Source organism: Streptomyces sp. NBC_00045, assembly GCF_045041095.1.
GTDB lineage: Bacteria > Actinomycetota > Actinomycetes > Streptomycetales > Streptomycetaceae > Streptomyces.
Genome location: NZ_CP108271.1, coordinates 6,748,351 through 6,761,610 on the forward strand (window position 1 = coordinate 6,748,351; position 13,260 = coordinate 6,761,610).

Consider the following 13,260-nt stretch of genomic DNA (forward strand, 5'->3'; position numbering starts at 1 on the left):
GGGCATGCGGTGGCGCGGGGGCGCTGTGAGAGTGCGGGATGTGACCACTGCCCCCGCCGAAGCCGTCGCAGCCGCGGCGCCCCCCGTGCTCGACCGGCGGCGGCGCAACGTCGTCTTCGGCACGATCATGCTGGGCGTGCTGCTGGCAGCCCTCGACCAGACGATCGTCGGCACGGCCCTGCCCACGATCGTGGCGGATCTGGGCGGCGGGGACCACATGTCGTGGGTGGTGACCTCCTACCTGCTCGCGGAGACCGTCGCGACGGTGCTGGTGGGCAAGTTCGGCGACCTCTTCGGCCGGAAACTCATCTTCCAGGTCTCGGCGATCGTCTTCATCACCGGCTCGTTCCTGTGCGGCCTGGCGAGCAACATGTCCCTGCTCATCCTGTGGCGGGGCGTCCAGGGCATCGGCGCCGGCGGCCTCATGGTCACCTCCATGGCCCTGATCGCCGACGTGGTCCCGCTGCGCGAACGCGGCAAGTACCAGGGCGCGATCGGCGCCGTCTTCGGGGTCGCGACCGTCATCGGACCCCTGCTCGGCGGCCTGTTCACCGACCACCTCAGCTGGCGCTGGGCGTTCTACGTCAACGTCCCGATCGCGATCCTGGTCGTGGTCGCGGCGGCCCGCACGATCCCCTCGGTCCGGGCCGCCGGGGGCGCCCGCATCGACTACCTGGGCATCGCCCTGGTCGCCGCGGGGTCCAGCGCCCTGATCCTGGCCACCAGCTGGGGCGGAAACGAGTACGCCTGGAGCTCGGGGACGATCATCGGGCTCTTCGTGGCCGGCGTCATGGCCCTCGCCCTGTTCTGCCTGGTCGAGACGCGGGCCGCCGAGCCGATGCTGCCGATGAGGCTCTTCCGGAACCAGGTCTTCACGGTCTGCTCGGTGCTCAGCTTCGTCGTCGGCTTCGCCATGCTCGGTGCGATGACGTTCCTGCCGACCTACCTCCAGTACGTGGACGGGGATTCGGCCACGGTCTCGGGCGTACGGACCCTGCCGCTGGTGATCGGCCTGCTGATCGCATCCGTCTTCAGCGGCAACGTCACCAGCAAGACCGGGCGGTACCGGATCTTCCCCATCGTCGGCTGCCTGGTGATGGGCATCGGCCTGTACCTGCTGTCCCGGATGGGCCCCGGCACCGGCGCCTGGCTGGAATCGCTGTACATGTTCGTGCTCGGCGCCGGGATCGGCCTGTGCATGCAGGTCCTGACGATCGCCGTGCAGAACACCGTGGACTACGCCGACCTCGGCACCGCCACGTCCGGCGTCACGTTCTTCCGTACGCTCGGCAGCTCGTTCGGCACCGCCGTCTTCGGCTCCATCTACGCCAACAGCCTGGGCCCCGCGCTGGAGAGGGCCGTCGAGGAGGCCGCCCGGGCCACCGGGGCCGACCCGGCACAGCTGGCCGAGGCGGCCCAGAGCCCCCAAGGGGTCCACGGGCTCGACCCGGCGGCGGCGGGCCCGATCGTCGAGGCGTACGCGCACGCGCTGCACACGGTGTTCTTGTGGACGGTGCCCGTGGCCGGGATCGGCTTCGTCGTCGCGCTCTTCCTCAAGCAGGTCCGGCTGCGCGACACCGCCCGGGCGGCCTCGACGGACATGGGCGACGGCTTCTCCTCGCCCGTCGCCTCCGGAGACTCGGCCAACCTGCTGGAGCTGGCGGTCGGAAAGCTCGTGCGGAACATGCAACCGGAGACGGCCCGCGCCATCGTGAACGACTCGGACACCCGGCTGGACATCGCCGGCGCCTGGGCGGTGATGCAGGTCGAACTCCTGACCCGCACGGTGGGCCACGCGAGCCTCGGACTCATCGCCTCGCGCCGCGCCGTGCCCCCGGAGGTCCTGCTGCCCGTCTTCGACCGGATGACGGAAGAGGGGTACCTGAGCCGCGAGGGCACCTTCCTCACCCTCACCCCGGCGGGGCAGCGGGAGGCGGCGACCATCTCCAGGGCATGGGGTGACTGGCTCGGCGACCAGCTGGAGAAGGACCGCGGCCGCCCGCGGAGCGAGGAGCTGCGGGCGGCGGCCGACGCGATCGCGAAGCGGCTGCTCGCGGAGGACCTGGGCGAGGGCTACTTCGGGCACAAGGCGCCCGCGGGGGTGTGATGCCCCGGCAGCCGGCAGCCGGCAGCGCAGTGCCCGCTACTGGTACTGCGCGCCGCCCGGGGTGGCGCCGGCGTCAGAGTCCGGTGCGACCGCTGGTGATGCGGCTCCACAGGGAACGCGTGGCGCCGAAACCGCTCTCGTGCACCCAGACGTGGGTGCAGGACGGGCACTGCAGGTGCAACAGGCTGCCGGTGTTGGACAGCAGGTAGCGCCAGTGCTCCGAGCACGTGCGCTGCTCCTCGCACGGCGCGCATCCGCGGTGGTCGTCGCACCGCGGGCAGGCCACCCAGGCACGGCGACCGACGTCCGCGTGCGGGTCAAGCGGCAGCACGGCCGTCTCCGCGCGGGGCGAGGACTCCGGCCGCGACGAGACCGTCGTACACGCGCTGCTGCTCCGCGTCGAGACCGGAGTACAGCAGGTCGTACGCCGCCTCCTCGCCGCGCAGTACCTCGATCGGGTCCCAGTCGGGGCCGAGGGCCTCCATGACCTGGGCTCGCCGGAGGACCTCCTGTGCGGTGAGGTCGACGGTGAAGTCGATCAGCGCGGGGGTGTCCGGGCCGGTGGGCGATGTGGGCTGGTGTGGGGCCATACGGGAGAACTTAGGTATGCCTTCTTTCCCGTGGCAAGAGGGGGTGGGAGATGTCACAGATCACCGGCGTCCCCCGGCGGTACTACGGCGTCGGGTAGTCGTACGAGGGCTCGGGCGGCAGGGTCGCCCCCAGCTCGGGACGCCAGGCGCGCAGGACCGCCGTCGACGGGGCGTACAGGGCGTCCGGGATCTCGTCCGGGGCGAACCACTGCCAGCGCAGGATCTTGTGCGGTTCGGTGACCCGGGGGGTGCCTTCGGCGGCGGTGGTGACCGCCGCCGCGGTCAGGCGCGTCACCCTGGCCCTCGGCGACAGCTGGACCGCGACGATCCGGACGTCCCCGGGGGCCACCCGCAGGTCCGTTTCCTCGGCCAGTTCGCGGGCGGCGGCCTGCTCGAAGCCCTCCCCGGGGTCGACCTTGCCGCCGGGCAGCTCCCAGCGGCCGTCGTGCGCCTGACCCAGGAGCACCCGCCCGTCGGCGTCGGCCACGACCAGCCCCACGCCGACGACGGCGTTGGGCTGCGGGACGGCCCGTACCGGGCGCGCGGGCTGGTCGTTCGGCGTCGTCATCGCTGTGTTCCGCTTCCTGCTCCGATGGGGTGCCGGGCGGGGCCCGGACACCGCTGCGGCCGCTCCCCGGCGGCCACGGCTCCATTCGCCGGTTCGGCAACGGGGTTTGTCAAGCGGGCGGGTCGGGCCGCACCCTCGCCGGTATGGACAACTCGTTCGACGTCGTGGTCGTGGGCGGCGGGACCGCCGGACTCGCCGGGGCGCTGACCCTGGTCCGGGCCCGTCGCTCGGTGCTGGTGCTCGACTCCGGCAGCCCCCGCAACGCCCCCGCCGCCCACCTGCACGGCTACCTCGGCCGGGACGGCGCGAGCCCGGGGCAGCTGCTGGCGGTGGGGCGGGCGGAGGTCGCCGGGTACGGGGGCGCGTTCCGCTCCGGGGCGGCCGGCACCGCCCTCGCCGTGGACCGGCTCCCCGACGGCGGATTCCTGGTCCGGTGCGCCGACGGGTCGGCGGTGCGGGCCGACCGGCTGCTGATCGCCACCGGCCTGGTGGACGAGCTGCCGGAGCTCGCGGGGCTGGGGGAGCGCTGGGGCCGGGACGTGCTGCACTGCCCGTACTGCCACGGCTGGGAGGTCCGCGACGAGCCGATCGCGGTGCTGGCCACCGGCCCGCTCGCCGTGCACCAGGCGCAGCTGTGGCGGAACTGGAGCGAGCGGGTCACCCTGCTCGCCCACACCTGGCCGCTCACCGGCGAGGACCGGGAGCTGATGTCCGCCCTGGGCGTCGCGGTGGTGGAGGGCGAGGTGGCCGGCCTCGACGTCGTCGGTGACCGGCTGACCGGAGTGACCCTGGCCGGCGGCGCGGCCGTGGCCTGTACGGCCCTCGTGGTGGCCCCGCGGTTCACCGCCCGCGCCGGGGTGCCGAGGAGCCTCGGGCTGCCCGTCGTCACGGTGGAGCGGGCCGGGGTGGCGATCGGCACCTGCCTGGAAGCGGATCCGGAGACCGGTGCCACCGCGCTGCGCGGCGTCTGGGCGGCCGGGAACGTGGCCGGCCCCCTGGAGCAGCTGGCCGGTGCGGCGGCGGCCGGCGTGCGGGCGGCGGTGTCGGTCAACAGCGACCTGTGCGAGGCGCAGGCCCGCACGGCCCTCGAAGCCCACCGTGCGCGGCGGGGCGGCGCGGGCCCGGCGTAACGCGTCGGGCGGACGCGTCGGACAGGTGTGCGGGTTTCGGCCAGGGTGCGTCCGTGCAGGCTCTCAGCGGTCTGATCTTCGTACCGTTCATCGGCTCAGAGGCTCGGGGGGGCACGCAATGGCACATGTGCTGGTCATCGGCGGGGGCGTGGGAGGCCTGGCGACCACGCTGCTCGCAGCGCGGCACGGACACACCGCCGAACTGTTCGAACGCGACACGCGCGCTCCCGGCGCCGCGCTCGACCGGGACTTCTTCGGCTGGCACCGGCCGGGCGTCCCGCAGGCCACGCAGCCGCACGCCCTGCTCGGTGCGGCCCGCACCCTCCTGCGCGACGAGCTGCCCGACGTGCACGCGGAGATGCTGCGGCTCGGCGCCCGCGAACGGCACGAGCTGGATTGGTTCGACGTACGGCCGCCGGAGCGGCCCGGCGACGAGGACCTCGTCATGCTCCAGGCCCGGCGCATCGTGCTGGAGAGCGCGCTGGCCACCGCCCTGCGCGGCGAACCGGGGGCCGTCATGCACCACGGGGAGCCGGTGACCGGGCTGCTGACCGAGCCGGGAGCCGCCGCGGTCCGGGTGACGGGCGTGACCACCCCGGCCGGCGCCCGTGCGGCGGACCTCGTCGTGGACGCGGGCGGACGGCGCGGAGGTGTCGAACGCCTGCTGGCCGCGGCGGGTTGTCGACCGGCGGCCGTGGAACGGCACCGCACGGGGCTCGCGTACTTCTGCCGCTGGTACCGGCTGCCCGAGGGGACGGACGAGGGCCCGCGCCGGCCCTGGACGGTGACCGGCGGCGCCTTCGCCGGGTGCGCCGTCTTCCCGGCCGACAACCGGGTGTTCGCCGTGACCCTGTTCGTCCACACCGCCGACACCACCCGCTCCGCGCTGCGCGACCCGGCCGTCTTCGAGGCCGCCGCCCGGGCCTTCCCGCCCGGTGCGGCCTGGCTGGACCTGGGCGCCGAACCGCTGTCCGGAGTACTTGCCACGGCGAGCCTGGACAACCGGTGGAGCGCTCTGGTCGACGAGCAGGGGCCGGTGGCGACCGGGCTGGTCCCGGTCGGGGACGCGATCACGCACACGAACCCGACGCTCGGACAGGGCACCTCGCTCGCCCTGTGGGCCGCCCGCAGGGTGGCCCGTACGGCGCACCGGGACCCGGGATCGGTACGGTTCGCGGCCGAGTACCACGCGTGGGCCGTGCGCACGCTGAAGCCGTGGTTCGACTTCCAGGTGGTGGCCGACGCGGCCATCGGCGAACGGTTCGCGACCCGGGCGGGGCGGACGGGGACGGCGCGCGAGGTGGCCGCGCTGTTCGAGTGCGCCTTGGAGGACCCCGAGGTGATGCGGGCGCGGGCACGGGTGAGGCACCTGGCCGAGCCGCCGGAGCGGGCGTACGCGGACCCGGAGGTCCGGGCCCGGGTGGCGCGCTGGCTGGCGGCCCGGCCCGGGTACGCGCCGAACGCGGTGGGCCCGGACCGGGAGGCGTGGGAGAAGCTGACGGCGGGATGACGGGCGGGCCTACGCGCCGGCGGGCGGGCCGAGGACGTCGGCGAGGTCGTAGCCGACGACCTCCTCAAGCTGGGCGTACGTACAGCTCTCCGGCGTCCGGTCGGGCCGCCAGCGGCGGAACTGGGCGGTGTGCCGGAAGCGGTCGCCCTCCATGTGGTCGTACGCCACCTCGCAGACGCGCTCGGGGCGCAGCGGCACCCAGGAGAGGTCCTTCTTGCCGGTCCAGCGGCTTTGCGCGCCGGGCAGCCGGGCGCTCTCGTGGGCGGACTCCTCGGCCCAGGCGGCCCACGGGTGGCCGGTGGCGTCGGCCATCCGCAGCGGTGCGAGCTCGTCCACCAGCTCGGCGCGGCGCTTCATGGGGAAGGCGGCGCAGACGCCCACGTGCTGGAGGGCCCCGTGGACGTCGTGGAGGCCCAGGAGCAGCGATCCGATGATCGGACCGCTCTTGTGGAAACGGAAACCCGCGATGACGACGTCGGCCGTACGCTCGTGCTTGATCTTGAACATGAGGCGGGCATCGGGCCGGTAGGGGAGATCGAGCGGTTTGGCGATCACCCCGTCGAGCCCGGCGCCCTCGAACCGCTCGAACCACTCCTGCGCGAGGGCGGGATCGGTGGTCGCGGGCGCGAGGTGGACGGGGGGTCGAGCGGTGGACAGTGCGTCGACGAGGGCGGTGCGGCGGTCGGCGAGCGGGGTGTCGAGGAGCGCCTCGTCGCCGAGTGCGAGCAGATCGAAGGCGACGAAGCTGGCGGGGGTGGTCCGCGCCAGCATGTCGACGCGGGACTGCGCGGGATGGATCCGCTCGGTCAGCCGGTCGAAGTCGAGCCGCCCGGCGTGCACGATGACGATCTCGCCGTCCATCACGCAGCGGTCCGGCAGGTTGTCCTTCAGCGCGGTCACCAGCTCGGGAAAGTACCGGGTCAGGGTCTTGCCGGTGCGGCTGCCGATCTCCACCTCGTCGCCGTCGCGGTGCACGACGGCCCGGAAACCGTCCCACTTGGCCTCGTACTGCATACCCGGCGGGATCTTGGTCACCGACTTGGCGAGCATCGGCTTCACGGGCGGCATCACGGGCAGATCCATGTCTTAGATTCTGCGGTGGTACGTCCGCCCCCGCCCGGTATGCGCACCTGGCGGGGGCCGCCTACCGTGGCGCACATGGGTGCATCCGGTAATGCGATCGAGCTGGACGCGGGCGGGCGGACCGTACGGCTGTCCAGCCCGGACAAGGTCTACTTCCCCGAGCGGGGCCTGACGAAGCTGGACGTGGCGCAGTACTACCTGGCCGTGGCCGACGGGATCACGCGCGCCCTGCGCAACCGGCCCACCACCCTGGAGCGCTACCCCGAGGGGGTCGAGGGCGAGTCCTTCTTCCAGAAGCGGGCCCCGAAGAACCTGCCGGACTGGATCCCGACCGCGCACATCGAGTTCCCCAGCGGGCGCACGGCCGACGAGATCTGCCCCACCGAGCCGGCCGCCGTCCTGTGGGCCGCGAACCTGGGCTGCCTGACCTTCCACCCCTGGCCGGTGCGCCGCGAGGACACCGACCGGCCCGACGAACTGCGCATCGACCTGGATCCGCAGCCGGGCACCGACTACCACCACGCGGTGATCTGCGCCCACGAACTGCGCGACGTACTGGAGGACCTCGGAATGCGCGGCTGGCCCAAGACCTCGGGCGGACGCGGGCTGCACGTCTTCGTCCCGATCGAGCCGCGCTGGACGTTCACCGAGGTCCGGCGCTGCGCGATCGCGATCGGCCGCGAGCTGGAACAGCGGATGCCCGGCAAGGTGACCACGGCCTGGTGGAAGGAGGAGCGCGGCGAGCGGATCTTCGTCGACTACAACCAGACCGCCCGGGACCGCACGATCGCCTCCGCCTACTCCGTACGCCCGCGCCCGCACGCCCCGGTGTCGGCCCCGCTGCGCTGGGACGAGATCGACTCGGCCGAGCCCCGCGACTTCGACATCACCACGATGCCCGCACGCTACTCCGAACTCGGCGACCTGCACGCGGACATGGACGACCACGCCTTCACCCTCGACACGGCCCTGGAACTGGCCGAGCGCCACGAACACGACCACGGCCTCGGCGACATGCCGTACCCGCCGGACTACCCGAAGATGCCGGGCGAGCCGAAGCGCGTCCAGCCGAGCCGCGCCAAGCACGAGGACACCGAGCACGAGGACTGAACGCGGGGACCGAGCGCGGGGACCGAGCGCGATGCGGAGCGGCCGTCGGCGGCGGCGGGTGCCGTGCTGAACGGATGTTGATCAGTCGTTGATCGGACGTCCATCCGCGGCGGTGAGGATCTCCGGCATGTCGATGAACACCGTCTCCACCACCGTCTCCGCCTCCGCCACCGCCGCGCCCGCCTGGTACGACCTCGCGCTGTGCGCCCAGACGGGGCCGGGCTTCTTCTTCCCGGAGCCCGGTTCGTCCCTGCGGGACGCGAAGCGGTTGTGCGGGGCGTGCGAGAGCCGCGCGGCATGCCTGGAGTACGCCCTGGCCAACGACGAGCGCTTCGGCGTCTGGGGCGGCCTCTCCGAGTCGGAGCGCCTGGCCCTGCGCCCTCGCAGCTGACCGCACCGGGGCGACGGCGCGAGCCCCGGCAGAGCACGAAACCCCGGCAGAGTACGGCTCTGCCGGGGTTTCGGAGTCGGCCGCCCGAGCGGGCAACGACGGGTGCGGCCGACGGCCAGGGGTCAGGCCTTGCGCGCCGCGATGCGGGCCGCGCGGGCGGCCAGCCTCTCGTCGAACTTGCGGGCCTCGGAGTCCAGGCCGTTCATGAACAGGCCCAGCTCCTCCTGCGCCTGCTGACCGTCGGGGCCGAGACCGTCGATGTCCATGATCTTCAGGAAGCGGATCACGGGGCTCAGTACGTCGTCGTGGTGGATCCGCAGGTTGTAGACCCCGCCGATCGCCATCTGGGCGGCCATCCGCTCGAAGCCGGGCATGCCGTGTCCGGGCATCCGGAAGTTGACCACGACGTCCCGCACGGCCTGCATCGTCAGGTCCGGGGCGATCTCGAAGGCGGCGCCCAGCAGGTTGCGGTAGAAGATCATGTGCAGGTTCTCGTCCTGCGCGATGCGGGCCAGCATCCGGTCGCAGACCGGGTCACCGGACTGGTGGCCGGTGTTGCGGTGCGAGATGCGGGTCGCGAGCTCCTGGAAGGCCACGTACGCCACCGAGTGCAGCATCGAGTGGCGGTTGTCGGACTCGAAGCCCTCCGACATGTGCTGCATGCGGAACTCTTCGAGCTTGTCCGGGTCCACGGCGCGCGAGGCCAGCAGGTAGTCGCGCATCACGATGCCGTGGCGGCCCTCCTCGGCCGTCCAACGGTGCACCCAGGTGCCCCAGGCGCCGTTGCGCCCGAAGAGCGTGGCGATCTCGTGGTGGTAGCTCGGGAGGTTGTCCTCGGTCAGCAGGTTCACGACCAGCGCGATCTTGCCGATATCGGTGACCTTGGACTGCTGCGGGTCCCAGGCCTCGCCGTCCTCGAAGAGGGCCGGGAAGTTCCGCCCGTCGCTCCACGGGACGTACTCGTGGGGCATCCAGTCCTTGGTGACCTTCAGATGGCGGTTGAGCTCCTTCTCGACCACCTCTTCCAGCGCGTACAGCAGCTTGGCGTCGGTCCACGCCTCCGAGCTGCCGAGGTGGGGAGAGGTGATCGTCACGGGTGCTCCTGGGGACAAAGCGAATTACCTACGGTTCCGTAGCCTACGACTCCGTAGGTTAAGCGGAGCGTGAGAGCCAGCCAAGCCCCAGGCGTTCATATGACCGGTTACATCCGGTTATCTATGCAGTTTGAGGGGGCGCCGGAAGGATGCCGCCGAGCGAAAGTCACGCCGGCAGGTGGTCGGCGACACCCGCCTTGACGCACGGACCGGCGCGGAGCGTCCGGCGCGCCGAGTTCCGCGTTGAGCTACGGTCGGTAGTGCACGTCTCACAGCGGGCGACCCGGTGCCCGCCCCGACGCATTCGTCAATCCTGGAGCAGCACGATGACGGGCACCCTCCGCGACCTGCGACCGGCCCGCGAGATCCGGCGGATCCCGCGCGAGGCGGCGGCGCTGAACCATTCGATACGCCTGCCCGGCAGCGCGTACTGCGCAGGCAGTGCCCGCTCCGGCGTGCGGTCCCTGCTGACCCGACACGGATTGCCCTGCCTCTGCGACACCGCGGCACTCGCCGCCTCCGAGCTCGTCGCGTGCGCCCACCGGTTCACGCCCGGCAAGGAGATGCTGCTGAACGTCCGCTGGCAGTTCGACGCCCTGCGCGTCGTGCTCTACGACCAGCACCCGGCGCACTCCTCGCCCGAGGCGAGCGAGGAGTGCCGCGGCCGGCGCAGCCGGGGGATGTGGCTGCTCGCCGCCGCCGTCGAGGCCTGCGGCGGCGACTGGGGGCTCACCCCCGTCCTCACCCCCGTGGGAGGCGCCAAGGCCTGGGCCCTACTGCCGATGCCGCCGTCGCCCTAGCCGTCGGATCGGCGGCCGCGGTCGCGCCGTCACTCGTTCCACAGGGCCTCCCGCACCTCCTCGGCCGTGGTCGGTTTCAGCTCACCGTCGAGCAACAGCCACCGGGTGATCCCGATCGACTCCAGGAACGGCACGTCGTGGCTCGCGACCAGCAGCGCGCCCTCGTACGACTCCAGCGCGCCCGTCAACTGCCGCACGCTCGCCAGGTCCAGGTTGTTCGTCGGCTCGTCCAGCATCAGCAGCTGCGGAGCCGGCTCCGCCAGCAGCAGCGCCGCCAGCGCCGCCCGGAACCGTTCGCCGCCCGACAGGGTGCCGGCCGGCCGGTCCGCCCGGCCGCCCCGGAACAGGAAGTGCGCGAGCCGTGCCCGGATCAGGTTGTTCGAGGCGTGCGGGGCGAACCGCGCCACGTTCTCCACCACCGAACGGCTCTCGTCCAGCACGTCCAACCGCTGCGGCAGGAACCGCACGGGCACGTGCGTCACCGCCTCCCCGGACGCCGGCGCGAGCAGCCCCGCGATCGTGCGCAGCAGGGTCGTCTTGCCCGAGCCGTTGCCGCCCACCAGCGCGATCCGCTCCGGACCGCGCAGCTCCCACTCGCCCTCCACCGTGGCCCCGTGCGCCAGGTGCACATTGCTCAGGGTGAGCACCCGGCGCCCCGGAGGGACCTGGGTGGCGGGCAGTTCGATCCGGATCTCGTCGTCGTCCCGGACCGCATCCACGGCCTGGTCGAGGCGCTCCTTGGCCTGCGCCAGCTTCTCGGTGTGCATGATGCGGTGCTTGCCGGCCGACTCCTGCGCCGCACGCTTGCGGGCACCCATGACGATCTTCGGCTCGCGCTTCTGGTCGTTCATCTTCTGGCCGTACCGCTTGCGCCGCGCCAACTTGGCGTGCGCGTCGGAAAGTTCCCGCTTCTGCCGCTGCACGTCGGCCTCCGCGACCCGGACCATCCGCTCGGCCGCGTCCTGCTCGGCGGCGAGCTGCTCCTCGTACGCGGTGAAGTTCCCGCCGTACCAGCGGACTTCGCCGTCGTGCAGGTCGGCGATCTGGTCGACCCGCTCCAGCAGCTCCCGGTCGTGACTGACCAGGAACATCACCCCGGACCAGGACTCGACCGCCGCGTACAGGCGGCGCCGGGCCCGTAGGTCCAGGTTGTTCGTCGGCTCGTCCAGCAGCAGGACGTCGGGCCGGGAGAGCAGTAGCGCCGCGAGGCGCAGCAACACGCATTCACCGCCGGACAGTTCGCCGACGGCGCGGTCCAGGCCGATCCGGGCGAGTCCGAGCTGGTCGAGCGTGGCCAGGGCCCGCTCCTCGACGTCCCAGTCGTCGCCGACCGTGGCGAAGTTCGCCTCGGTGGCCTCTCCCGCCTCGATGGCGTGCAGGGCGGCGCGGGTGGCGCGGATGCCGAGCGCCTCGTCGACGCGCAGGTCGGTGTCGAGGGTGACGCTCTGCGGGAGGTAGCCGATGGAGCCGGCCACGGCCACCTGGCCGTCGGACGGGGTCAGTTCGCCCGCGAGGAGCTTCAGCAGGGTGGACTTCCCGCAGCCGTTGAGCCCGATCAGGCCGGTACGGCCGGGGCCGGCGGTCAGCTGGAAGTCTTCGAAGACTGGGGTGCCGTCGGGCCAGTCGAAGGACAGGGCGGAGCAAGTGATGAAAACAGGGGCATGGCTCATGGAGGCCTCCAGGTTGCGTGAGTGGTGCGTGCAACACGGGGAGACAGCCGACGGACGGTCACATGTGACGGTGAAAGGGGGTCGGTCGGTGTCTCAACCTCGGACGAGCAATGTCCTACTCCGTTTCGGCGGCAATGGGGCGCCTACGAAGCTACGGGCGGCCCGGGCCGCCCGCAAACGAATAAACCGGGCCGCCTCAGTGGGGGTCGCGCATCAGCTCGGCGAGGCTGTGGTCCATGTCGAGGTACAGGTGCTCCAGCCCCGGCGGCACGACCGTCGCGGCCCGTTCCAGGAACCGGTGGAGTTCGGCCGTCTGCATCAGCACGATCGCCACCCCCTCGGGCGCGTGGAACTCGATCGTGGTCCGGTCCGTGTCGTGGGGCCGTACCCGCACGTCGCCCCAGCCCGTCGGGCGGTCCAGCCCCGATTCGAGGAGCTCGCGCGCGAAGGTCCACGAAACCTCGATGCCCTCAAGGGTGGCCGGAGCGGGGAAGGCCATGCGCACGGCGAAGGGATCCGCACGGTCGTAGCAGAGCGTGACAGGCACGGTCTCGACCTTCGGCGCGGTGGCGACCAGACGGGCCTGCACGGCCTGCTCGATAACAGTGATCAAGGCTCGCTCCCTTGCGGCGGATCTGCTGCCGGGCATGGGTGGAACCCGGCAACCGGATAGACGCCGGAATCGGCAAATCCGTGCATGCGAACTGACGTGAGCTGTGTCACCGATTGGCTGGAACGCGTCCGTTTGATCGCACAGAGTGACGGCATGAGGGTTGCGCGGGCAGGGGTCTCAGTCGGCGCCACACGCCCCGGAGTGATCACAGAACGGCTGGTTCCCGCTCACTCCACAAGCGCAAAGCATCGCCCTGGTCTCCCGCCGGACGGTTCCGTCGGAGGCCGTCACCCGCAGATCGCCGCGCATCACCAGCTGGCCGGCGGGCGACCGCACGACCGTGGTCGGCCGATCCGGTTCCTCGGCCGGCCCGTCGTCGGCGAGCCGGTACTGCAGCGCGCCCGAGGGGCACCGGCGGATCACCTCGGCGACCCGCTCCGGCTCGGCGCCGTCCGGCTGGACCCACGGCCGCTGACCCGAGTCGAACACCTCGGGCAGGCCGTGCACGCATTCGGCGGCGTGCAGGCACCGCCCGGTGTCGTAGGTGACGGTGATCCGCTTGCCGTCGTAGGCCTTGGGTTCCTTGGAGGGCAT

At 72.3% G+C, this 13,260-nt stretch carries 14 protein-coding genes; 6 read left to right on the forward strand and 8 right to left on the reverse strand.

Annotated features, from left to right (window positions below):
* The first annotated feature begins 4 nt into the window (after positions 1 to 4).
* Entirely contained in the window at positions 5 to 2,107 is a 2,103-nt protein-coding gene (locus OHA65_RS31280) for an MDR family MFS transporter (RefSeq protein ID WP_327285852.1), read from the forward strand.
* A 73-nt stretch (positions 2,108 to 2,180) separates the two neighbouring features.
* On the opposite strand, the gene OHA65_RS31285 is transcribed toward OHA65_RS31280, so the two are convergent.
* The 3 genes from OHA65_RS31285 to OHA65_RS31295 all read right to left on the reverse strand — a co-directional run bounded on the left by OHA65_RS31285 (position 2,181) and on the right by OHA65_RS31295 (position 3,265).
* Positions 2,181 to 2,438 carry a hypothetical protein gene (locus OHA65_RS31285; protein WP_327279483.1) on the reverse strand — a complete coding sequence of 86 codons (258 nt, stop codon included), beginning with the start codon at positions 2,436 to 2,438 and terminating at the stop codon, positions 2,181 to 2,183.
* Positions 2,425 to 2,697: a DUF6400 family protein gene (locus OHA65_RS31290; RefSeq protein WP_327279484.1), complete on the reverse strand. Its 273-nt coding sequence runs from the start codon at positions 2,695 to 2,697 to the stop codon at positions 2,425 to 2,427. The genes OHA65_RS31285 and OHA65_RS31290 overlap by 14 nt, the downstream gene beginning before the upstream one ends.
* 82 nt (positions 2,698 to 2,779) lie before the next feature.
* Positions 2,780 to 3,265 (reverse strand): NUDIX domain-containing protein, encoded by a 486-nt coding sequence (locus tag OHA65_RS31295; RefSeq protein ID WP_405762906.1) that lies wholly within the window; start codon positions 3,263 to 3,265, stop codon positions 2,780 to 2,782.
* Between the two features lie 143 nt (positions 3,266 to 3,408).
* On the opposite strand from OHA65_RS31295, the gene OHA65_RS31300 reads away from it, so the two are divergent.
* Both OHA65_RS31300 and OHA65_RS31305 read left to right on the forward strand, forming a co-directional pair.
* Complete coding sequence (locus tag OHA65_RS31300; RefSeq protein WP_328764292.1) at positions 3,409 to 4,395, forward strand: NAD(P)/FAD-dependent oxidoreductase; 987 nt, start codon at positions 3,409 to 3,411, stop codon at positions 4,393 to 4,395.
* Between the two features lie 118 nt (positions 4,396 to 4,513).
* Positions 4,514 to 5,905, forward strand: coding sequence for an NAD(P)/FAD-dependent oxidoreductase (locus OHA65_RS31305; protein ID WP_405762908.1), 1,392 nt, complete (start codon positions 4,514 to 4,516; stop codon positions 5,903 to 5,905).
* 9 nt (positions 5,906 to 5,914) lie between these two features.
* Here the strand turns inward: OHA65_RS31305 and OHA65_RS31310 are convergent, their stop codons facing one another.
* Complete coding sequence (locus OHA65_RS31310; protein WP_328764293.1) at positions 5,915 to 6,988, reverse strand: ATP-dependent DNA ligase; 1,074 nt, start codon at positions 6,986 to 6,988, stop codon at positions 5,915 to 5,917.
* A 75-nt stretch (positions 6,989 to 7,063) separates the two neighbouring features.
* On the opposite strand from OHA65_RS31310, the gene ligD reads away from it, so the two are divergent.
* Entirely contained in the window at positions 7,064 to 8,098 is a 1,035-nt protein-coding gene (gene ligD / locus OHA65_RS31315) for a non-homologous end-joining DNA ligase (RefSeq protein ID WP_371645367.1), read from the forward strand.
* A 133-nt stretch (positions 8,099 to 8,231) separates the two neighbouring features.
* A complete protein-coding gene (locus tag OHA65_RS31320; protein ID WP_371646719.1) occupies positions 8,232 to 8,489 on the forward strand; it encodes a WhiB family transcriptional regulator in 258 nt (85 codons plus the stop codon).
* Positions 8,490 to 8,611: 122 nt separating this feature from the next.
* On the opposite strand, the gene OHA65_RS31325 is transcribed toward OHA65_RS31320, so the two are convergent.
* A complete protein-coding gene (locus tag OHA65_RS31325; protein WP_327279491.1) occupies positions 8,612 to 9,583 on the reverse strand; it encodes an acyl-ACP desaturase in 972 nt (323 codons plus the stop codon).
* 326 nt (positions 9,584 to 9,909) lie between these two features.
* Here OHA65_RS31325 and OHA65_RS31330 point away from each other — a divergent pair, with 326 nt between their 5' ends.
* The gene (locus OHA65_RS31330; protein ID WP_327279492.1) at positions 9,910 to 10,383 is read left to right on the forward strand and encodes an ATP-binding protein; all 474 of its coding nucleotides are present in this window, start codon (positions 9,910 to 9,912) and stop codon (positions 10,381 to 10,383) included.
* A gap of 29 nt (positions 10,384 to 10,412) precedes the next feature.
* Here OHA65_RS31330 and OHA65_RS31335 read toward each other — a convergent pair whose 3' ends face one another.
* From OHA65_RS31335 to OHA65_RS31345, 3 genes are all read right to left on the reverse strand, one after another.
* Positions 10,413 to 12,053, reverse strand: coding sequence for an ABC-F family ATP-binding cassette domain-containing protein (locus OHA65_RS31335; protein ID WP_328764294.1), 1,641 nt, complete (start codon positions 12,051 to 12,053; stop codon positions 10,413 to 10,415).
* A gap of 196 nt (positions 12,054 to 12,249) precedes the next feature.
* Positions 12,250 to 12,702 (reverse strand): SsgA family sporulation/cell division regulator, encoded by a 453-nt coding sequence (locus OHA65_RS31340; RefSeq protein ID WP_371645371.1) that lies wholly within the window; start codon positions 12,700 to 12,702, stop codon positions 12,250 to 12,252.
* A 141-nt stretch (positions 12,703 to 12,843) separates the two neighbouring features.
* Positions 12,844 to 13,260: a (4Fe-4S)-binding protein gene (locus OHA65_RS31345; protein ID WP_327279495.1), complete on the reverse strand. Its 417-nt coding sequence runs from the start codon at positions 13,258 to 13,260 to the stop codon at positions 12,844 to 12,846.